Annotated in this window: 27 protein-coding genes; 17 read left to right on the top strand and 10 right to left on the bottom strand. The window is 70.2% G+C overall.

Annotated features, from left to right (window positions below; genetic code table 11):
• Positions 1–206 precede the first annotated feature (206 nt).
• A complete protein-coding gene (locus tag HC251_RS19080; protein WP_219942194.1) occupies positions 207–518 on the bottom strand; it encodes a thioredoxin family protein in 312 nt (103 codons plus the stop codon).
• A 54-nt stretch (positions 519–572) separates the two neighbouring features.
• Between HC251_RS19080 and HC251_RS19075 the strand changes: the two genes are divergently transcribed.
• The 3 genes from HC251_RS19075 (at position 573) to HC251_RS19065 (ending at position 1,892) form a co-directional block, all read left to right on the top strand.
• Positions 573–986, top strand: a complete 414-nt coding sequence (locus HC251_RS19075) for a heavy metal-responsive transcriptional regulator (protein ID WP_219942193.1) — start codon at positions 573–575, stop codon at positions 984–986.
• Positions 987–1,093: 107 nt separating this feature from the next.
• Positions 1,094–1,423: a hypothetical protein gene (locus HC251_RS19070; protein WP_219942192.1), complete on the top strand. Its 330-nt coding sequence runs from the start codon at positions 1,094–1,096 to the stop codon at positions 1,421–1,423.
• A complete protein-coding gene (locus HC251_RS19065) occupies positions 1,392–1,892 on the top strand; it encodes a hypothetical protein (RefSeq protein WP_219942191.1) in 501 nt (166 codons plus the stop codon). The genes HC251_RS19070 and HC251_RS19065 overlap by 32 nt, the downstream gene beginning before the upstream one ends.
• Here HC251_RS19065 and HC251_RS19060 read toward each other — a convergent pair.
• On the bottom strand, positions 1,816–2,868 hold the full coding sequence (locus tag HC251_RS19060) for a D-alanyl-D-alanine carboxypeptidase family protein (RefSeq protein WP_219942190.1): 1,053 nt from the start codon (positions 2,866–2,868) through the stop codon (positions 1,816–1,818). The genes HC251_RS19065 and HC251_RS19060 overlap by 77 nt on opposite strands.
• Before the next feature lie 104 nt (positions 2,869–2,972).
• On the opposite strand from HC251_RS19060, the gene HC251_RS19055 reads away from it, so the two are divergent.
• The 8 genes from HC251_RS19055 to HC251_RS19020 all read left to right on the top strand — a co-directional run bounded on the left by HC251_RS19055 (position 2,973) and on the right by HC251_RS19020 (position 9,783).
• Entirely contained in the window at positions 2,973–3,263 is a 291-nt protein-coding gene (locus tag HC251_RS19055) for a hypothetical protein (protein WP_219942189.1), read from the top strand.
• A complete protein-coding gene (locus HC251_RS19050; protein ID WP_219942188.1) occupies positions 3,263–3,976 on the top strand; it encodes a hypothetical protein in 714 nt (237 codons plus the stop codon). Before HC251_RS19055 ends, HC251_RS19050 begins: the two co-directional genes overlap by 1 nt.
• The gene (locus HC251_RS19045; protein ID WP_219942187.1) at positions 3,973–5,370 is read left to right on the top strand and encodes a hypothetical protein; all 1,398 of its coding nucleotides are present in this window, start codon (positions 3,973–3,975) and stop codon (positions 5,368–5,370) included. The genes HC251_RS19050 and HC251_RS19045 overlap by 4 nt, the downstream gene beginning before the upstream one ends.
• Positions 5,363–6,838, top strand: a complete 1,476-nt coding sequence (locus tag HC251_RS19040) for an SCO6880 family protein (protein ID WP_219942186.1) — start codon at positions 5,363–5,365, stop codon at positions 6,836–6,838. Before HC251_RS19045 ends, HC251_RS19040 begins: the two co-directional genes overlap by 8 nt.
• Positions 6,835–8,130: an ATP-binding protein gene (locus HC251_RS19035; protein ID WP_219942185.1), complete on the top strand. Its 1,296-nt coding sequence runs from the start codon at positions 6,835–6,837 to the stop codon at positions 8,128–8,130. Before HC251_RS19040 ends, HC251_RS19035 begins: the two co-directional genes overlap by 4 nt.
• Positions 8,131–8,133: 3 nt before the next feature.
• Complete coding sequence (locus HC251_RS19030; protein ID WP_219942184.1) at positions 8,134–9,186, top strand: toprim domain-containing protein; 1,053 nt, start codon at positions 8,134–8,136, stop codon at positions 9,184–9,186.
• Positions 9,187–9,332: 146 nt separating this feature from the next.
• The gene (locus HC251_RS26350) at positions 9,333–9,572 is read left to right on the top strand and encodes a DUF2188 domain-containing protein (RefSeq protein WP_219942183.1); all 240 of its coding nucleotides are present in this window, start codon (positions 9,333–9,335) and stop codon (positions 9,570–9,572) included.
• Positions 9,573–9,576: 4 nt separating this feature from the next.
• Positions 9,577–9,783, top strand: a complete 207-nt coding sequence (locus HC251_RS19020; RefSeq protein ID WP_219942182.1) for a hypothetical protein — start codon at positions 9,577–9,579, stop codon at positions 9,781–9,783.
• A gap of 42 nt (positions 9,784–9,825) precedes the next feature.
• Here HC251_RS19020 and HC251_RS19015 read toward each other — a convergent pair whose 3' ends face one another.
• The 4 genes from HC251_RS19015 to HC251_RS19000 all read right to left on the bottom strand — a co-directional run bounded on the left by HC251_RS19015 (position 9,826) and on the right by HC251_RS19000 (position 11,350).
• Entirely contained in the window at positions 9,826–10,299 is a 474-nt protein-coding gene (locus HC251_RS19015; RefSeq protein ID WP_219942181.1) for a hypothetical protein, read from the bottom strand.
• Positions 10,296–10,472 carry a hypothetical protein gene (locus HC251_RS19010; RefSeq protein ID WP_219942180.1) on the bottom strand — a complete coding sequence of 59 codons (177 nt, stop codon included), beginning with the start codon at positions 10,470–10,472 and terminating at the stop codon, positions 10,296–10,298. The genes HC251_RS19015 and HC251_RS19010 overlap by 4 nt, the downstream gene beginning before the upstream one ends.
• A gap of 154 nt (positions 10,473–10,626) precedes the next feature.
• Positions 10,627–11,070 (bottom strand): hypothetical protein, encoded by a 444-nt coding sequence (locus HC251_RS19005; protein WP_219942179.1) that lies wholly within the window; start codon positions 11,068–11,070, stop codon positions 10,627–10,629.
• On the bottom strand, positions 11,063–11,350 hold the full coding sequence (locus tag HC251_RS19000; RefSeq protein ID WP_219942178.1) for a hypothetical protein: 288 nt from the start codon (positions 11,348–11,350) through the stop codon (positions 11,063–11,065). The genes HC251_RS19005 and HC251_RS19000 overlap by 8 nt, the downstream gene beginning before the upstream one ends.
• A 281-nt stretch (positions 11,351–11,631) precedes the next feature.
• Here HC251_RS19000 and HC251_RS18995 point away from each other — a divergent pair, with 281 nt between their 5' ends.
• Complete coding sequence (locus HC251_RS18995) at positions 11,632–11,835, top strand: hypothetical protein (RefSeq protein WP_219942177.1); 204 nt, start codon at positions 11,632–11,634, stop codon at positions 11,833–11,835.
• A gap of 559 nt (positions 11,836–12,394) precedes the next feature.
• Positions 12,395–13,057 (top strand): adenylate/guanylate cyclase domain-containing protein, encoded by a 663-nt coding sequence (locus HC251_RS18990; protein ID WP_219942176.1) that lies wholly within the window; start codon positions 12,395–12,397, stop codon positions 13,055–13,057.
• Positions 13,058–13,135: 78 nt separating this feature from the next.
• Here HC251_RS18990 and HC251_RS18985 read toward each other — a convergent pair whose 3' ends face one another.
• From HC251_RS18985 to HC251_RS18970, 4 genes are all read right to left on the bottom strand, one after another.
• The gene (locus HC251_RS18985) at positions 13,136–14,011 is read right to left on the bottom strand and encodes a M56 family metallopeptidase (RefSeq protein WP_219942175.1); all 876 of its coding nucleotides are present in this window, start codon (positions 14,009–14,011) and stop codon (positions 13,136–13,138) included.
• Positions 14,012–14,028: 17 nt separating this feature from the next.
• Positions 14,029–14,385, bottom strand: a complete 357-nt coding sequence (locus tag HC251_RS18980) for a BlaI/MecI/CopY family transcriptional regulator (RefSeq protein ID WP_255566484.1) — start codon at positions 14,383–14,385, stop codon at positions 14,029–14,031.
• A 254-nt stretch (positions 14,386–14,639) separates the two neighbouring features.
• Positions 14,640–15,974 (bottom strand): APC family permease, encoded by a 1,335-nt coding sequence (locus tag HC251_RS18975; protein ID WP_219942173.1) that lies wholly within the window; start codon positions 15,972–15,974, stop codon positions 14,640–14,642.
• Positions 15,975–16,032: 58 nt separating this feature from the next.
• The gene (locus HC251_RS18970; protein ID WP_219942172.1) at positions 16,033–16,305 is read right to left on the bottom strand and encodes an SHOCT domain-containing protein; all 273 of its coding nucleotides are present in this window, start codon (positions 16,303–16,305) and stop codon (positions 16,033–16,035) included.
• Between the two features lie 881 nt (positions 16,306–17,186).
• On the opposite strand from HC251_RS18970, the gene HC251_RS18965 reads away from it, so the two are divergent.
• The 4 genes from HC251_RS18965 to HC251_RS18950 all read left to right on the top strand — a co-directional run bounded on the left by HC251_RS18965 (position 17,187) and on the right by HC251_RS18950 (position 19,937).
• The gene (locus HC251_RS18965) at positions 17,187–17,333 is read left to right on the top strand and encodes a YHS domain-containing protein (protein WP_219942171.1); all 147 of its coding nucleotides are present in this window, start codon (positions 17,187–17,189) and stop codon (positions 17,331–17,333) included.
• Positions 17,334–17,335: 2 nt separating this feature from the next.
• Positions 17,336–17,698: an NADH-quinone oxidoreductase subunit A gene (locus HC251_RS18960; protein WP_219942170.1), complete on the top strand. Its 363-nt coding sequence runs from the start codon at positions 17,336–17,338 to the stop codon at positions 17,696–17,698.
• 368 nt (positions 17,699–18,066) lie between these two features.
• On the top strand, positions 18,067–19,008 hold the full coding sequence (locus HC251_RS18955; protein ID WP_219942169.1) for a hypothetical protein: 942 nt from the start codon (positions 18,067–18,069) through the stop codon (positions 19,006–19,008).
• Entirely contained in the window at positions 19,005–19,937 is a 933-nt protein-coding gene (locus tag HC251_RS18950; RefSeq protein ID WP_219942168.1) for a complex I subunit 1 family protein, read from the top strand. Before HC251_RS18955 ends, HC251_RS18950 begins: the two co-directional genes overlap by 4 nt.
• Positions 19,938–19,939: the final 2 nt, after the last annotated feature.

The following is a 19,939-nucleotide window of genomic DNA, read 5'->3' as shown; positions in this document are numbered from 1 at the left end:
GCCCTTGACACCGGTCGCGTTGTCGACCGCGCCGGCGGAGCCCGATCGCCGTGACGGCGACGGCGGCGGCGGCGGCGATCAAGGTCCAATGGCCCACCGACAGCCCAGCGATGACCCCGGCCACGCCGACCGGGACCAGGATGGAGAACGCGCAACAGATGCCCATGGCGGCGCCCATGCCGATGAAGCCAACGGGGGTCTTGCGATCAGCCACGGGTCATCACCGCTCGCAGCTGGCTCAGGGTGGGGGACCCAGCCGGGCCATCAGGGGTCTGATACACCCGGCAGGACAAGCCGACCCGACCGCCGGGATCATCTTCGGGCTGGGCGAAGACGTCGACCCCGTCCACGAGGATGCTGGGCGAGCCATGGAAACCGACCCGCGCTGCATCCTCGGGGGTGCTGACCAGTTGTCGCGTGATCGTCACGTCCGGCAGCTCTCGGGCGACCTCAGCGAGATGGCCGTCGGCCACCTTCCAGTTCGGGCAGTCGGCGAAGTAGAGCAGCGTCACGTCCATCACCGGACCGTAGACCTTGATCTGCGGATCAAGGTCAAGCGGTAGGATCGGGCAATGCGGATCGGTGAGTTGGCAGATGCAGTGGGGGTGCCCCCCGAGACGGTGCGGTTCTACGAGCGGCGAGGGCTGCTCCCCGAACCGGAACGAGCGACGAACGGCTACCGGCTGTACCACGACGCTGCGTTGCACCGGCTGCGATTCATCCGCACGGCACAAGCCTCCGGGCTGACGCTCGCAGAGATCGGTACCATCATCGACCTCCGCGACGAGGGCACCGTGCCGTGCAGCCACGTCGGATTGCTCCTCGAGACCAAACTCTCCGAGGTCCAGCAACGCCAACGGCACCTCGCAGCAGTCGAAGCCGAACTTCACCAACTCCTCCGGCGCAGCCGCTCCCTCGACCCCTCCAAGTGCGGCGACGACGACGTCTGCCACATCCTCACGATCGACGGAGACGACACGAAATAGGGTCAACGCTGCATGCCAACGGCCGTTGCTGACGGCGCCGTAGGGCAGCCTCGATGGCGATACGCCGGGAGCCACCACCAGACCTTGCACACCCTCGCCGGGGTCAGGTGGAAGATCGGTTGGCTTGGGTCTTCCTGCCGGACGTAGTCGATCAGGCGGCGGGTACCCGGTCCCGAGTCGGGCAGCTCATCGGCGAGACGGTCGAGGACGGCAAGCTCATCGCTCCGGGTGATGAGGTCTGCGATGCGCTGGTTGATTTCGGCCACCTCCCGTCGAAGGACCTCGCGGACGAAGCCAAACGGTTCGAGCAGCGGGGACGACCCCTCGGCTGGTTGTTCGCAGCGATGGCCGGCGGGACCGCCTTCGGCCCCAGCCTTGGCGTGCTCGCCGAGCCGTGCTCGGCTGGTGCGGCCTGTTCCTCACGGTGTCCGCACTGAGCCAGCGGCCCTAGCCATCCTCTACGTCCAACGGGACCAACTGGGCGACCGGCCAGCCCGGCAGACGGCCAGCCTGGCCGGCCTGGCCGGCTACCGGTCGCTGCTCGGCAGCGGACGCGGGCGACGCACCTACAGCTACGTGCTCGTCAACTCGACGTTCCACTCCGGGCCCTACACCTGGTTCGGGCTGTACTTCGTCGAGCGCTACGACCTCGGCGAGGTCGGCATCGCGCCCGCCATCCTCGGCTACGGCATCCCCGGCTTCGTGTTCGGCACCACCATCGGGCGTGCCGCCGACAGGCACGGCCGCGGTCGCATCCTTCCCCTCGGCCTCGCCGTCGCCGCCGTCGGAGCCCCGGCGCTCGTGCCCACAACCACCGTCGTCGTCGCCGCTAGTTGCCGTCGATGCTCCAGTGCCAGGGCTCGCTGGACAACGGGTGGAGGCCGAAGCGGATGGCGTTGGCGTTGAGCCAGCTCCAGCACGCGGTCGATCGGGTCGAGCAGGCGTCGAAGTCGATCGCCAGGCCCTGCTCGTGCTGTGAGGTGCCGGGTCGGGCGGTCGGTGGCGAGCACTGCGAGGACGGCATCTCGTAGATCGCGTAGTGGCTGGTGCCGCAGTGGGCCCTGCGAAGGGCGATCTGCTCGGCCGGGTCCCGATACGAGCTGCCGGTGAGCGGAACTCCTTCGGCTGCCGCGGCGGCGAGGAGCGAGCGGACCTGATGCGCCCACGCGGCATTGGTCGGGCCGACTCCCTCGACATCGACGAGCTGCACGTCGCCGCTGCCCGATGTGGGTGACGTGTCGGCGGCCTCGTAGCGCCGGGCGGCCTCGAGCACGTCGTCCGCGTAGGCCTCGGAGTGGTTGTAGGCCCAGAGGCCGCGGCGCCAGTCGCTCTCGGTCGCCATGGGCGAGCCGCTTGCGCAGAGGTAGCCGGCGGCGGCCAGGGCGGCGTCGTAGAGGTTGTGAGGATCGGCGGCGCCGTCGTCGTTGCCGTCTGCGCCGTAGGCCCGCCAGGTGCTGGGGATGAACTGCATCGGACCGACCGCATGGTCGACTGTGCTCGAGCCGTCCCACCGTCCACCGTCCGTGTCGTCGCCGAGCTGGGGCAGAGGGATCCCGATGATCGGTGGGCGGACATCCCCGTTGCCGCTCGCGGTCGCACCCCCGTGGGTGCCGTGTCCGCTTTCGACCTCGCCCACGCCGGCGAGAAGGGACGGAGGGATCGAGCAGGGCGGTGAGAACGAGGGAGCGGCGGCCGCAGCTCGCTGGTAGGCCTCGGCGGCGACCGGCGGAACGCCCTCCAGGCCGGCGCCGGCCGGTCCGAAGCCGAGCTCCGGGCGGTCGAACAACCCGCTGACCGTCAGGACGGGCAGGCCGATCGTCGCGGCCAGCAGGGCGATGAGCGCCGTCGCGCTCGTGACTCCGATGGTCTTCCCCGTGGGCATGACGGCCTAGGCCGGCCGGCTGGCGATTTCTGCCGCGGTCGATGTCGCGATCCGGGTCGCTGTGGGGCCTAGGGGCGCATCTCGACCGCGAAGGAGGTGGTCCGATGAGCTCCTTCATCGGGTTGCTCGCACAGGTGGACGTCGATGCGTCGTCCGAGGGACTTCCAGGCGCTGACCTGATCCAGCAGCTGCTGGACTGGGCGCAGATGATCGCCCTCTGGGCGAGCCTGGGCTCCATCCTCCTCGGGGCAGCCATGTACGGGCTGGCTCGGGAGGGCGGTAGCTACGGGGCGGCGAGCAAGGGCAAGTCCTTCGCGCTGGGCGGCGTCGTCGGGGCGATCCTGGCGGGCCTGGCGCCCTCGGCGGTCAACCTCCTCTTCGAGGCGGCGGGCTGATGGGCACCTCGACTCACGACCTGGCGCCACGCCGGCGGCTCATGATCGCCGCTGGGGCGCTCGTGGTGGTCGCCATCCTCGTGGCCCTCGCGATGGCGACGACCGGCTCGAACGAGCGGCGAGCCCCGACTGCGACGACCGGACCGCCGAGGATCCAGACCTCGGCGGTGCCATCGGGCCCCGCCGAGGAACGGGCCGGCATGCCGGTGGGCTACTCCCGGGACGAGACGGGGGCCGTCTCGGCCGCGATCGCCTTCGCCACGGCGTCCCAGCGATGGCTCTACTTCGGCGACGACGAGGTCGAAGCGGCGGTGCGGGCTATCGCCACGCCGTCCTCGGCCGACGAGCTGGTGGCCAGCGTCGTCGAGGAGGTCAGCGAGGCGCGCGAGCAGCTGGGAGAGTCGCCCGGGCGCGTCTGGTGGCTGGTGCGACCGCTGGCATGGTCAGTGCTCGACCACTCCGACGAGCACGCCACCGTCGAGGTCTGGGCCGTCACGGTCCTCTCGGCGGTCGAGGTCGCCGCACCGCAGGCCGAGTGGCGGACGTTCACCGTCGACCTCGCATGGAGCGGCGGCGACTGGACTCTCGAGGACATCCGGGACACCGCAGGGCCGACGCCCATGGTGGGTCCCGGTGATCGGCCCTGGGACGCCATCCCCTTCGACGAAGCCTTGGAGGGCTTCGTTCGCCTGGACGGGGAGCCGGTGCGGTGATCGCCTTCTGGAACCCCGTGGACTGGGCCATCGACCAGGTGTCCGGTTTCGTCCAGGGCACAGCCACGGTCGGCTTCGAGCTGGTGATCGGAGGCTTGGTCGCCTGGGTGGTCGACGCCGTGGTCTGGGTCGTCGGAGGGGTCTTCAACTTCTTCATCGATGCCACAGACCCGAACGTCCAGGCCGACTGGTTCATCACTGGTGATGGTCCCTACGCAACGACGGTGAGCATCGGGGGCGCGCTGCTGCTCCTGTTCCTCTTCGCCGCCATCGTCCAAGGCATCCTGAGCGCGGACGTCAGCGGGATGCTCCGGGCGATCGCTCTGGATCTTCCGGTGTCGATCCTCGGCATGGTCGGCCTCGTCACGGTGACCCAGGCGCTGATCGCCTTGACCGACGCACTCTCGGGCCACCTGATGTCGACCTTCCAGGACGACATCGCCGAGTTCGGCGCGGTCGTCGCTTCGCTGGAACGACTCCAGGGCGGGACCTCGACCGCCCTCGTCGTGTTCCTCCTCGGCTTGGTGACGGTGTGTGCGGGCCTGGTCCTCATGGCCGAGCTGGTCATCCGATCCGCGCTGATCTACATCGTCGTCGCCCTGGCGCCGCTGGTGTTCGCCGCCCGCCTGTGGCCGGCGACACGAGGCGCCACGCGGAAGCTCCTCGAGCTGCTGTGTGCCTTGATCCTGTCGAAGCTCGTCATCGCCGTGGCCTTGGCAGTCGCTGCGGCGGCGGCCGTCGGCGCCGGGTCCGGTGGCGAGGTCACGGCGCTTCCGACCCCGGAGGCCTTCGCCGAGGACCCGCAAGGATCGGTGGGCCAGGCAGTCGGCATCCTGCTCACGGCCGCCGCGGCCTTCGGCGTAGCCGCCTTCTCGCCGCTGCTGATCGCGAAGCTGATGCCGCTCACGGAGGCGGCGGTGGTGTCCCAGGGCGTCCGGGGTGGACCCGCACGGGCGGCCCAGCAAGGTCTCCTGCTCTCCAGCTCCACCCGGTCGCTGTCGAAGGGTCGCATCAGCCAGCTCGGAGGCGGCGGCTCGGTCCCCGCCGGGGCGGGCGCTTCGTCCGCTCCCGGAGGCGCAGGCGGCGGCGCCGCATCCGGTGGGGGAGCGGCATCCGGGTCAGGGGGATCGGCGGCCGGCGGAGGGGGAGCGGCGGCCGGCGGCGCAGGCGCCGCGGGCCCGATCGGCGCCGCCGCGGTCGTGGCGGCCGCCGCAGGTTCCGCTGCGGTCGGCGCCGCCCGGAAGGGCGCCACCGCGGGTACGGGAAGCGCCGAGGCCGTCGCCGACGGAGGTGCGTCGACGTCATCTCCACCGCCGAGGTCACCCGTGCCCCGTGGTGTGTCGAAGAAGGCCCCGGCCCACCCGCGACGTCCCGAAGGCGCTGGCGATGTCTGAGACGCCGGCCCGCACCTATCGCCTCGAACCGTTGGACCGGTCGGGCGTCTTCCTGGGCCTGGGCGTCCTCCAGTGCGTGATGCTCGGAGGAGGGATCCTGGGAGCGGTCCTCGCCATCAGCGGAGGTGCGCCCGTGCCGGTGGCGGCGGCCCCGCTCCTGACCGCCGTGGCCGTGGCCTTCGGTCGTATCGGCGGTCGCGCCGTATGGGAGTGGGTCCCGCTCCTCGTCGAGTGGTCATGGGCCGGATGCCGGCGTGGGCGACGTTGGCACGCGGCGCTCCCGCTGTGGCCAACGGTCGACCCCGCGCCGGCCCCGCCATGCCTGGACGGGCTCGAGATCGTTCCGATCGACTGGCGGGCCACCGGCGACCTCGGGGCTGTGCGCGACCACCAGCGCTCGACCCTGACCGTCGCTGTCCCGGTCACCGGTCCCGAGTTCGTGGTCCAACCGGCGATCGAGCAAGCGCGCCTGCTCGCCGGGTGGGGCGACCTCCTGGCACAGTTCGCAGTCGAGCGCAGCGTCGTTGCCCACCTCGCGTGGTCCGACCTGGCCCGTCCGGCGGGCCTCCAGGAGCACACCGCCTGGTTGGACCACCACGACCGGGACACGCCTCACCCCGAGGCCGAGTCGTCCTACCGGGAGCTCCTCCAGCGCGGGGCCGACGCCACCACCTCCCACGAGGTCGTCGTCACGCTCACGGTCGCCCGCGACCGGCTCGGACGCCACGGCGGCGATGCCGAGGATCGCTTCTCACGAGCACTGGTCACATCGGTGGAGGCGCTGCTGCGCGGGCTGCGCGCAGCCGGCCTCACGGCCGCGGAGCCGCTGGACCCAAGAGCGCTCCAGCGCCTCGTTCGCCTTCGCATCGCTCCGCACGCAACGAAGCAGGGTCCGTTGGCCGGGCGACTGGCCGATCGCCTCCAGCACGTGGTCGCATCGACCGCTGGTCCCTTGGCCGTCGAGTCCAGATGGCACGAGGTCCGTGTCGACTCGGCGTGGCACCGCACCTGGTGGATCGGGAGCTGGCCGCGCCTCGCTGTCGCCCCGAGCTGGCTCGAGCCATTCCTCGCAGCCGGCGGCATCACGCGCGCCATGACCGTGGTCCTCGTGCCGGTCCCCACCCACCAGAGCCGCCGGCGCATCGAACGGGACCTGGTCAAGCTGGACTCGGACGCGACGACCCGGGAGGAGAAGGGGCGGCGTGTCGATGCACGACACCGTCGGGCCACCCAGGCCCTCCTCGACCGCGAGGAGGAGCTCGTCGCCGGCTACCCGGAGGTGGCCTACGCAGGGCTGGTCACCGTGTCGGCGCCGAGCCTCGAACTGCTCGACGAGCACGGCGAGATCGTCGAGCAGCTGGCCCGAGAGCATGGGATGGACATCCGGGTCCTCGACGCGCGCCAGGACATCGCCTGGGCCGCCGCTCTGCCCCTCGGCCTCGCGCCCTCGACCCTCTTCGCGTCGTGAGACCCACGCTGCGCATCCCGCTGCACCGCGGCACCACCGCCCACGTCTGCTCGCTCTACCCGTTCTCGGTACAGACGAGCCTCGGCCACAGGGGCACCTACGTCGGCCTCGACCTCCTGGCCGGCAACGGCGCGTTCTACTGGGATCCGTTCGACTCCTACGCCCAGGGCCACATCACGAACCCGAACGCCTGGGTTCTCGGTGAACCGGGCAACGGCAAGTCGGCCCTCATCAAGACGATGCTGTGGCGCCAGGCCGCCGTCTACGGAACCGGGCCCACCGGTCGGTGGTTCGCGATCGTCGACCCGAAGGGCGAGTACAGCGTGCTCGCCGAGCGCCTCGATCTCACCGTCATCCGCCTCAGCCCAGGCGGCACGGTGCGCATCAACCCGCTCGCCCCCGGCCCGGCCGCCGACCACGAGCCCGCCTCGAAGCAGACCATCCGTCAGGCCGAGATGTGCACGGCCCTCGTCGCCACGGTCCTCGAACGCTCGCTGAGCCCGATCGAGGACGCGGCCACCTTCGCCGCGGTCGAACAGCTCCGCCATTCGCCGATGGGTCCGGAGCCGACCCTCGTCGACGTCGCACGACTCCTCACGGCCCCCACCGCCGACATGGCGAGCCGTCTCCGTCGCACGAGCGAGGAGGTTGCGGTCGACGCGTCCGCCGTCGCCTACGCGCTCGACAAGCTCCTCACCCGATCGCTGCGGGGCATGTTCGACGGACCGTCGACCGTCCCGCTCCGCTGGGACGGACCGGGTCTCGTGCTCGACCTCTCCGGCGTCCCCGTCGACTCCGACGCTCTGCCACTGGTGATGGTCGCCGCGGCCGGCTGGCTCCAGCAGCTGATGGCCTGCCCCGGGCCGCAACGCATGCAGGTGCTCGACGAGGCCTGGGCGCTCCTGGCCAACCGCCACACCGCGGCCTACCTCCAGAGCGCCTGCAAGCTCGGCCGGACCTACGGCGTCGCCAACCTGTGCGTCGCCCACAGGGCCTCCGACCTCGCCGCCCAGGCCGACGACGGGACCAGCACAGCCAAGATCGCCGCCGGCCTCCTCGCCGACGCGGCGACGACGATCATCCTGCGCCAGGCACCGGACCAGCTCAGCGCGGCCGCGACGCACTTCGGCCTGACCGAGCCAGAGACGCGCGTCGTCGGCCAGCTCGCTCGGGGCCGCGCCCTCTGGCACATCGGTGGTCGGAGCGCCCTCGTCCAGCACCTGCTCGCTCCGAGCGAGGCAAGTCTCACCGACACCGATGCCCGGATGCAGGGCCGATCCGAAGCGGCATGAGCCGTGTACGACCGCTCTGCCCTCCTGGCCTCGGTCTCGCTCGAGACGCTCGCCGACGAGCTGCTGGGCCCACACCACGGCACGGAGCGATCGGCGACCTGGCCGTGCCCGAACCCGAACCATGCGCAGACGGGACGGACGCCACCTCTCGGCATCTACACGACGCGACGAGGCGAGCAACGGTGGGGGTGCTTCGGCTGCGGCACGGGCGGCACGGCCATCGACCTCGTGCTCGCCGTCCATGGAGGGAGCGTCCGAACCGCATTCGACTACCTGGCCGCGAGGGCCGGCCAGCGCCCGTACGTCGCCGTGGTTCGTCCGGCACAACGCCCGCCCCGGCCTCGTTGCGAGCGGGATCCGGAAGGACTGGCGCGTTACGCACGGGAGTGCGCCGCGACGCTGTGGACCCCAGCGGGCGCACCCGTCCTTCGGTGGCTCACCGACGAGCGCGGCCTGCCCGAGGACGTCCTGCGCGTCAACGACATCGGGGCCGATACGGGATCGCGGCGTCAGTTCCGTCCCGACGGCATGCCACGAGCCGCCGGTGCCGTCCTTCCGACCATCGTCGATGGTCAACCGATCTACGCCCACATCCGGGTCATGCGTCCCGGTCCCGGTCGGACCCGGTACCTCAACCCGGCCTACGACCTCGCACCGAGCCCGCGCATGTGCCGGTACGAGCCGGCTCGCCGGCTCCACGACGAGATCGTGATCACCGAGGGCGCGATCGATGGTCTGTCCGCCGCAGCCGCGGGGTACGTCGCGATCCCGTTCTTCGGGACCGGATGCCCGGACGCGTCGCACGCCCTGGCCCTCGCCCGGCTGCCGGCGCCCCTCGTGACGGCTTTCGACCCCGAGGAGGGCAAGGGCCAGCGAAGCGCCGCTCACCTCAGGGCCCTCCTGGCGGCTCACCAACGCACCGCTCTCAACGTGCGCCCTCCCGGCGGCGACCTCAACGAGTGCTTGCTGGCGGGAGACAACTGGCCCGAGCGGCTGGAGGCGGCGATCGCCGATGCGCGACGGGTGGAGCCTGTAGGTCGCAGCCTCGGCCGCTGAACGGCGGGTCGGCTGCTGCCTCTTGGGCGGCGGCGAGGATCATGGGGGTCCCTCCCTGGTCTCGCCAGAACCGTACGTGGTCGTCCCCGAGCGGCGGCCTCTAGCGACGCGTACGGTCGCGTCACCTCGCGACTCCAGGAGGGGCCATGGCGAAGAGGAAGATTCCGCACATCTCGATCGAGCCGAGACCGGACGGGCGATGGGCGGTCCAGAAGGACGGCACCCAGAAGGCCTCACGGGTGATGGATCGCAAGGCCGATGCCGAGGCCAGGGGCCGAGCCCAGGCAAGACGGGAGGGCGCCGAGCTCGTGGTGAAGGGACGCGACGGCAAGATCCAGCGGCGCGACTCTCACGGTGGCCACGACTCGCCCCGTCGGCCCGGTTGACTCCGTGGACGATCTCACCGAGGGCGAGCGCCGGTACGTCCTGGCGGCCCTCTCCTTCTGGAGGGACGACCAGGTCCGGAACCTCGAGGACACCGCCGAGGACGACGACGACCGTCGCCACATCGCCGACATGAGGGCTACATGCGACGCCGCAGCCGCCAAGCTCGGCGGGGACCCGACTGATCCGCACTACGGGGCTGCCACGCACTAGCGCGCGGCTCTCGCGACGCCGACCCGATCCTGTGTCCCGCAGCTAGGCGTCGACGGTCGCCCTGCCCTCGTGGTGCCGGTCGGCCAGGGCCCGGTCGAGCGCGGACGCCAGATGCCCTGCCCAGGCACCCGAGAAGGCGTAGGGAGGGTCGTCGACGAAGAGCAACGTCACGGTGCTGTCGTGGGGGCTATGCACTGCATTGATCGCGTCGAGCCACACCGACGCCCAAACGCCTTCGTGCAGAACCAGGAGGCGGTCTTCTGCAACCACGACGGTGACGTCTCCGAGTGGCCGCCATCGAGGGGCGGCAAGTCGAGCTGCCTCCTCCCGTCGCCGCCGATTGCTCAGAGCGCTTGCTCCTGCCAGCGCGGCGAACAGGAGCGGGCGACCACCCACGACCATGGTCCGCTCATAGGCGACCTCGGCCCCCATGTACCGCCAACCCGCGACGTGGAAGGTCGCGTGCGCGCCTTCGGCGGTCGGCTGTGGCCAGGGATGAGCGCCTGGGTCGGTCACCACTCCTCGTCCTCCTCGGTCACGAAGTCGATCCCGGCTTCGAGAACCGTCATCGCCGACTCGATGAGGCCATAGACGGCGCCTGGGTCGAGCAGGATCGGGCGACTGAAGGGACCCAGTGCTGTCGGTGTCAGCCTCAGGGCTAGGTGGTACCCGGGCTGGCCGCTCGCCATGCAACGGAACGGCTGAGCCAACAGGACGACCTCGACCCGCCACGGCGGCCCGGGAGGCGACGCGTCCGGCGACGTGGAGATAGCCCTGATCCGTGTGCCGGCGATCCCCCGCCCGGTGGCTGCACCTGGACGGGAGGCCGCTGGCGAACACCGCCTACGAGGGCTCGGTCCAGACATCGGCCTGGCGCTCCTCGAAGACGTGAAACCCCGCTACCTCGTTGCCCCGGTCGAACAGGTACAGACCAACCACGCACCCGTCGGCGTCGGCGGGATCGTGGGCGACGACCTCCGCCCGGCTCGGCTTGCCGCTGCGTGACCGGGCAGCGACCTCGATCGCTCCGACGTGGTCCAGCCCCATCAGGCTGATGCGCTCGAACCCGTCCTCGTCGAGCAGGACGAGTCGGCAGTCCCCACCGGACTCGGCGGTGACGCGCACACGAGCGATGCCCGCCTCGTCCACGACGACGAGCCGTCCCGTTCGCACCTCGTCCGCGATCTGGAGGCGGAGGCCGGTCACCTCTCTCTGGAGCCGTTCGAACGCAACCGGGTCGACGGGGGCCGGGACGTCGCTGCCGTCGGAGGTCGGCCGGTCACACATGTGGACCCTCCGGGCTTCGGCCGCCGGGCAAGACGGGCCACGCGACTTCGCCGGCGGCCGCCCACACGAGCTGGGACGGCCACGGGAAGAGGTCGGCCGTGCGGACGTCGAGCGCCTCGGCGAGCCGGACCTTCAGGCGATCGTGAGGGCAGATGCTGCCCGCCTCGACCTTCGAGCTCGTCTGCTGCGACGCATCTGCAGCGAGTGCGAGCGCCAGTTGGCTCAGGCCCCGGTAGCGACGGGCGTAGCGGACGAACGACGCCCACAGCTCGATTGGCACCTCCCACCGACTGGGCACCGGAAGCCGGACCCCGCCCTCCGCGTCGGTTCGTTCAGGGTGCGGAGAATGCGCAGGTCGCAGTTCGCCGCCAGCGGCTAAACGCCCTGGGCGTGCGCGCGAAGTGTCGGAAATCGTCGGGCCCTCCTAGCAAGGGTTCGGCCACGGCCCCGGGCAGTTCCACCTGCGCCGGGGCCACTCAGCACCCCCGGTTGTCGAGGGCACAACCAGCAGTACCACTGACGTGACCTAACGTCAATGAGTGCGCCTAGGGTCCCAGGTCAATGGGCCGCAACGTCGACGTCGACGACCTCGTGGACGTGCGGATGATCGCTGAACGACTCGGCCTTGCTCACCCGCAGACGGTCGGCAACTACGCTCTCCGCTATGCAGACTTCCCCGAGCCGCTCGGGATGTGGGGCCGCACCCGGCTCTGGAGCTGGCCCGACGTCGAGGAGTGGGCTCGCAAGACCGGCCGCCTCGACTAGTTCACGGTCAGCAGGTCAGGACGGCAGCGCCTCCACCCGTCGCTCGGCTGGAGCTGCTGGTTGACGTCGACCCTACGAGCACCAGGGAGACGTCGTCGAGGCCCTGACGCGGCGGCGGTCCCGGCTTGTCGTCCGTCAGATCGGGATCCATCGGCTCCCCGACGGCCTCTCTCGACGACGCCACAGGGTCAGCCGGCGCGATCTTGGATGGGCGATCGAGACTGCGCGGCGATCCTGGAAGCTTGATCGGCTCGGGCACGAGCGGCGATGCACCTGCCCATCGCCGTCATGTGCGGGCGGAGAGAGGCCTAGCCTCCGCCGGTGAGCTCGAGGCAACATTTCATCAGCGCGGCGATGACCACTGAGACCTCGTCGCGCGACGGCGCGCTCATGGCCAGCTCGAGATGGACGGTCTGCAAGACGCTGTTGGCGGCCGGTACACCCGCCATCCGTGGGTCATGGAGTACAGGCCCCACCTCGTCGAGTCCGTCAAGGCGGTTCTGCGATCACGCTCGAGGCGTCCGGGCCTGATCGTGTCCATTCTCGCGTGCGGGCATCGATGCCGATGAGCACCCCTCGAACCTTCGTGTTCGTCGATCTTGCCGGCTACACGGCTCTCACCGAGGCTCACGGTGACGAGCAGGCTGCCGACCTGGTCGCACGGTTCACCGCGCTTAGCCGGGCTGCTCTCGGCCCCGAGGACCGCCTGGTGAAGTGCATCGGAGATGCGGTGATGCTGACGGCTCCCACACCTTCAGCGGGTCTGGAGCTTGTGGGTCGGCTTTGCTCCGCCATCGATGAGGAGCCGGGGTTTCCGGCTGTGCGGGTCGGCCTGCATCACGGTCCCGCGATTGAACGGGACGGCGACTGGTTCGGGGCCGCTGTCAACCTCGCGGCGCGCGTCGCAGCCGAGGCTCGGAGCGGTGAGGTCCTGGTGACCGCGACGGTGGCGGCGGCAGCTCGCGGCCTAGGCGTCTCGGTCGAGCCTCTCGGCAAGGTGCGTTTGCGGCATGTCTCAGAGCCGGTCGACCTCTACTACGTGGAGCCCTGCCCACGGGCGAACGAGCGGGTGGTCGATCCGGTCTGTCGGATGGCCATCACTCGCGCTGGGGCCGCCGGCCGGCTGAAGCACGGCGACCATGACCACTGGTTCTGCTCGCTCGAGTGCGCCGGGGCCTTCAGTGCAGATCCCGATCGATGGGTTGACGCAGACGTCGACTGACACGGTCGAATTGCGGAGACGCCCCACCTCGACGAGCAGCCCGGTCACGGGCTCCTGCGCGTCCGCTCCCGGCACCGATCAGCCTGGGCAGAGCAGACGGATGAGGGGTTCCAGGTGGTGCAGCTGCACCATCGCCAGCAGGCAGGTCAGGCCCATGGTGGCCCCGATCGCTGCGACCTCCACTCGGCGGGGGGCACCGACCGGGGGCCCGAGGAGCGCAGCCACGCGTCCGACTGTGCCCAGGCTGCCGAACGACATGCCCGTGGCAGGTTGGACGTTGTGGAGCGCGACTTTGCCGAGTGTCTGCCCGACGAACGACCGATCGCCACATGAGGCGGCGGCTTCCTCGTCGGCCCACCGCTCCAGTGAGAAGCGCAGGCGCGTTCCGAGCGGCCGTACGAGGGGGAAGACCGCGGTGCCGACCTGCTCGACCAGCAGGTACCGGTCGTGGCGGTGGTCGGCGTGCGCCTGCTCGTGGTCGAGCACGACCGCCAGCTCTCGGTCGTCGAGCAGATCGAACATCCCGCGTGACAGCATGATCCGGCCGCCTCGGCCGGGCAGTGTCACTGCGAAGGGTTCGTCGCAGTCAGCGACATCGATCGGCGAATGGGTGTCATCGCGCAGCTGCCGGTGGCGCCGTACGGCTCGGCAGGCTTGTGCGGCGCCCCACACCGTCATCGTGACCGCAGGAACGCCGATCCACGGCGACACCCGCCTGTGACCTTCCGTGGCGGGGACAGCCACGCCTACCGCTTCCAGCGATCGTCGCATCCCGGTGCCGAAGATCGGCAGGTGCGTGAGGAAGTCCAACGCCGTGAGCCAGACCGCCGGTGCCGCAGCGACGACGACCGCCCCGAGCGTGATGGCGAGCAGGCGCGACGCGAGGGCCGGCGGAACACGCTTGTGAGCTGCGGCGATGGCCATCGCCAGGGCGATCGTCACGGCCAGCGGCACGACGCTCAAGGGAGACATCAGGCCCTCCCCCTCTCCAGAAGCGATCGCAGCGCCTTGGCCTCCTTCTGGGAGAGGCTGCCGACGAAGCCGGCGAGGACCTGGCCTCGATCGGAGGCTTTGGCCATGGCATCGCTCATCTTCCGCACCGCTAGCTCGGAGTCGCTGACCGTGGCGCGGTAGGCGAAGGCGCGCCCTACCCCTTCCCGCTCCACAAGCCCCTTGGCCTGCAGGCGGGTCAGCACGGTGGCGACGCTGGTGTAAGCGAGGTCCGAGGGGATGCGCTCGCGGATCTGCGCGGGCAGCAGAACTTCATCTGCGGTCCACAGGACCGCCATGATCTCCTGCTCCAGTGCGCCGTCTGGCCGTCGTGGCATGCCTCTCACCTCCGAGGCCAAGCGTACCTCCGACCGGCCGCACGACTACGACGCTGAGCCGACGTCCTGCCCTGGCTTCCAGCGCCAACCTCACCCCGACGCAGATACCGATGTGTCTGCGGTGCGACTTGTTCTCGGAACGCTGCACCGACCGAGAGGTGGGTGGCCGAGAGTTGGTGGGCAGTGGGTGCGAAGCTGCCCCGGACGGTTGTACCGAACCTCGGTCGAGCCCTCACGAGCGGCCCTTCGAGCGCTCACATGTCCATCGTGCCGTCGGGTCGGGTGTGGGAGGCCATGAACAGCCGCTCGCCCAGCACGACGAGCACGATGCCCACGGCCGCCACCCAGAGGCCGAGCGGATCGACCGACGCATTCACCCACACGAACGCACAGAGGACCACGACATCGAGCACGATGGCACCGACCACGATGGCGCGGCGGTGCTGAACGCGATCACGTAGGTGCCGCAACAGCCCCCAATGGATGGCGATGTCCATGATCAGGTAGTAGATGGCACCCAACGCGGCGATTCGACGCAGATCCAGCGTCGCTGCCAGACCGATGGCCAAGACCACGGTGTACACGGTGGTGTGGGTCCGCACCGTGCCGGGCATGCCGAAATGCCGGTGCGGGACCTGGGCCATGTGCGTCAGCATCGCCAGCATCCGTGACGCCGCGAAGATGCTGGCCATCACCCCCGAGGCCGTCGCCACGATGGCCAACCCGACGGTGAAGCTCACCCCACCGTCACCGAAGGCTGGACGGGCCGCCTCAGCCAGCGAGTAATCCTCGGCGGCCACGATCTCGACCACATCGAGGTTCCCCGCCACCGCAGCAGCGATGGCCAGGTACACCACCGTGCAGATCACCAGCGCGATCACGATCGCCCGTCCTGTGTTTCGGTGCGGATCGACAAGCTCGCCGCCGCTGTTGGTGATCGTGGTGAATCCCTTGTAGGCGAGGATCGCCAGAGCGACCGCGGCCAGGAAGCCCTCCGGCGATGCCGTGTACTCGCCCCCGCCGCCGCTGGTGAACTCGGCCGCCGACGCGAACCAGAGCCCCGCGATCGCGAACGCACCGAGGCCGACGATCTTGACCGCCGCCATGACCCGCTGCGTGGCCTGCATTGCCCTGTTGCCGGCGACGTTCACGCCGAACGCGGCGACGAGCAACGCCACTGCGAATGCAGGCACCCAGAACGTCGCCGGTTCGAGGTGCACGAGCTGGAGCAGGTACGAGCCAAACGTCCTCGCCACGAGTGCCTCGCTGATCACCATCGACACATACATGAAGATGGCGAACACGCCCGTCGCCGTCCCGGGGCCGTACTCCTCCCTCAAGAACATGGCGACCCCACCCGAGGACGGGAACGCGTTCGACAACTTCACGTACGAATAGGCACTCGCCCCCACCACCCCGGCGGCCGCCACGAAGGCCAGAGGAAACCAGTCGCCCGTCAGCCGAGCCGTCTGCCCAGTCAGCGCGAAGATCCCGGCGCCGATCATCACCCCCGTGCCGAGCGCGACCGCCCCCGACAACGTCAGACTCCCGGGTACATCCTCCGGGGCGCTGTCGTCAGCGGCGGTCATCTGGTCCACGGTCGGACCTCTTTCGAGTGCTTCTCGGCGGTGGCGGGACCGGCGGGCATCATCGGAGGTGGTCGAGTCGTTCGCGGTACTCCTCGGTGGTGAGCTCGCCGCTGGCATAGCGCTCCTCGAGGATCTCCTTGGCCCGTGACGGGCGACTCCCGGTCGTGTCGCGACTCCGGCTGAGGAACCAGATGGCGGCGGCGATGATTGCGACCCAGGAGAGCATCATCAAGGTTCCCCAGAGCCACATCCAGCCACCGCCCCAGCCGTCCATGTGGCCCCAGCCGTCGTTGTCGGCGGTGATGCGTGCGAGCGTGGCGAAGGTCAGCATCGCGGTCAGCTCCTTGTCGTGGTCGGACGCAGGTGTGCGGCCGGGTCGGCGGTGAACGCGGCGATCACGTCGGGACGTCGACCGGCGTTCACCTGGGACACAGCTTCTCGTTGTGGTCCTGGATCACATCGTCGCTGCCGCCTCAGATGCTGACATCGGCGAGAACTACGGGTTCTTCGCTGCGGGTGGGTACCGATGCAGCACGAGCAGGGGCGGAGTGCCCGAGCCCTCTCGTGACGTGACCGCGCTCACCTACGGGACGATCGGCGTGCTCGCGGGGCCACGGCCTCCTCTGTGGCCTCTACGTGATGCTCGCAGTCCCCTTCATCGACATCGGCATCGCTCAGAACGCCATGTTCGATGCCGCACCACCAGCCTGGGCCTCCATGATGCCCGCTCACGGATCGGTGCGAGTGCTCCTTGACGGCGCCTTCGCCCCCAGCCTGGACGAGTCCGGCGCCTTGCCCTTGCGCTCATGTGGCTTGGGGGCCTCACGGCGCTCGCCGCCGCCCAGTTCCACCGCTTCGCCGCACCGCGGCACTGAACGGGACACTGGAGCGATTTGCCCGGGCATGCCAGTACACGCCTCGCCCTCGGCTCGGCGACCCTGACTTCCAGGCGCTCGTCGTCACGGACGGGCGGCTGTACGGAGCAGACTCGAACTTGGAGCGGGCAGCGACGGCACCGACTTGTACGCACTGCCGTCGCCGTCGCCATCGACGACCCGGGGTCGTTGGCGAACCACTGCCACGACATCTACGACGCACAGGCGAGCAGGGCGACCGTCGCCTCCTACGTGCGTTGACGCACACTCAACCCCGAGGGACTACGCCATGTAGTAGAACCCGCTACGGCAAGCCTCCGACCCGAAGGACGGCAACATGCCCGATGTCAAAGACCCGGTCTGCGGGATGACGATTGCTGAGGACGACGCCGTAGCCACCGTCGCCCACGACGGATCGAACTACTTCTTCTGCAGCCAGGACTGCGCAGAGGAGTTCCGCGAGAACCCCGACGACTACACCTAGCCATGACCGCTCTGGGGCCGCTTGGTGCGTCGCTCGCCGTCTTTGTCTTCGTCACCGTCGCGCTCGTGGCGCTCCGATCGGCGAGCGACGCCATCGCTGGGGTCGGCGAGACGGCCCCGGAGCGGGTGCCGTTCCTCGGCGGCCACCCGCCGGAGGTCCACGCGTGGAGTCGGTTCCACGCCCGGTACTACGTGATGGCTCTGCTGTTCCTGGCCTTCGACATGGAGATGGTCTTCATGTATCCGTGGGCCGTCGTGTTTGTCCGAGAAGGCGGAATCGCCCTCGTCGAGATGGGCATGTTCATCACGATCCTGCTCGTGGGCGTGCTCTACGCCTGGCGGGAGCGCGCGCTGCGGTGGGCCTGAGCGCTGCCGTCGAACGGGCCGCGGCCCGAGCGCCCGTGCCGGTGTACGCCGTGGCGGGCGCCGGCGCCCAGACCCAGGTGGACGACCTCCTGCTGCAGCCTCGGCTGCACCTCGTCGACTCGCCTGCTGCTGCGAACGTGCTGTTGATGGCCGGCTCGGTACCCGCCCACCTCACTACAGAGCTCGGACGCCTGCACGACGGTCTCTCGCGACCACGCGTGCCGGTGTGGTGGTCGCTGGGTTCGAGCATCGATCCACCGATCCGACCGGCGGTGGAGGTGCACGACGCCGATCCCTCGGCCCTCGTCGACGCCGCCGTCGACACCCACAAGCGCCTCCTGCTCGGCGAGCTGGCCTCTAGCCCTCCGGTGCTGCCAGACGAGGCGCCCGCCTCCTGGCGAGGGATCGGTCCGTACGGCCAGGGCGGGACGGGGATGACCGGGGGCGTACCCTACGGGCGTCCCATGGCGGAGGTCGCTCCCGACAGGGACGGTCTGCGCCTGGACCAGCTCACCGTCCGCATCGGCCCGTTCTTCGCCCGCTTCCCGACCGGTCTCGTGCTCGAAGTCCGACTCCAGGGCGACGTCATCCAGCAGTCGCACGTCGTCCTGGCCATCGACGCGGAGACACCGGCGGAGGCCCATGTGCGGAGCCCCTTCCATGACGCGCTCGACGGCCCCGTGCCGGTGTCGTTCCTGGAGCTCGAGCGCGCCCGTTCGCATCTTCGGTCGATCGCTTCCGCGCTCGTTGCGCACCAACTACCTTCGCTTGCGCGTCGGGTCCTCCGGCTCGCGACCCAGGTCCACCTGAGCCAGAGCGAGGACGTCCAGCGGTTGCACCGTCTCCTGCGCCGCTCACAGCTGCTGGGCTGGGCGAGCAGGGGGGTCGGGCTGATTCCGGCCGACCAGCTCGAGGGCACAGCGACAGGACCCGTCGCCCGCGCGTCCGGAGTCGAGCAGGACGAGCGATCCGCCGATCCCGCCTACGACGGGCTCGGCTTCGAACCGATCATCCACGAGGGCAGTGACGCCCGCGCCCGCATCGCGCAGCGACTCGCCGAGGCCCACCAGGCCCTGCAGCTGGCCGGTCGGGCGGGCGATCGCCAACACGACCCCGAGGCGCCCTTGGAGTCGCCGCGGGGCCGGCTCACCGCAGGCGACCCACCGGCACAGCGGGTGCTCCCACTGCTGCCGTCGCTGTTGGAGGGCATGGAGTGGGGCGACGCAGTGTCCACCGTGGTGAGCCTGGACCTGGACACCGACGAGGTCCTGGCCCTGCGCTCCCCGGACGGGGAGCTGCCGGTCCCGTGAGGGCCTACCTGGAACCCGGTGCGGCAGTGTTCTCGGTAGCCGTCGCCATGGCGATCGGCGTGTACGCCGTCGCGGTGATCGACAGGGCGGCCGGGAGAGCGGCCGCCGGTGTAGGGCGCGTCGGCAGTGACGTGGCCCTGGACCCGCTCCGGACGGTAGCGCTGCTCCTCACGCAACGACGACGCCGTACCGAACGCGCAGATGCGCCCGGATGGGCGCTCGCACCGGCGCTCCTCGGTGGGCTCGCCGCAACCGCACTCGCCGTCGTCCCGATCGCTCGCGGCGCGGCCGTCGCCGACCCGAGCACCGGGTTCGTCGTGTTCGCCGCCGCCATCGCGTTCGTGATGATCGCCGTGTTCCTCCACGGGTGGTCACCGAACGCGCTGTTCCCCCTGATCGGCGCCTATCGCTACGGCGCCCAGGCACTGTCTCTCCAGATCCCGTTCCTCCTGGCCATGCTGGCCACCGCGCTCCCGGCTGAGTCACTGGCGGTGATGGACATCGTGGAGGCTCAAGGCGACCTGTGGAACGTAGTGCGGCAGCCGCTGGGGCTGCCGATCTACCTGATGGTCGGTGTCGGGGTGAGCTTCTGGGGCCCGTTGAACTTGCCCGACGGCGCCGACCTCGTCGGCGGCACGTCGGCGGAGGACGCGGGCACCGACCGCCTCGCCTGGGAGCTGGCCCGGGCCGCCATGCTCTTCGCCATCGCCTCGATGGGAGCAGCCGCGTTCCTCGGCGGCTGGTGGGGTCCGCTGCTTCCTGGGTCGGTATGGATGGCACTCAAGACGCTGCTTCTGCTCGTCATGATCGTCGGCAGCCGGCATCTCGTGGCACGCGTCCGCATCGAGCCGTTCGTCGTCGCCTGCTGGACCGTGCTCATCCCGCTGGCGCTGGTCAACATCTTCGTGAGCGGAGCGCTCCTCCTGTGAAC

The sequence above is a fragment of the Iamia sp. SCSIO 61187 genome (assembly GCF_019443745.1).
Classification (GTDB): Bacteria; Actinomycetota; Acidimicrobiia; order Acidimicrobiales; family Iamiaceae; genus Iamia.
This window is presented reverse-complemented; position numbering and strand designations above follow the sequence as displayed.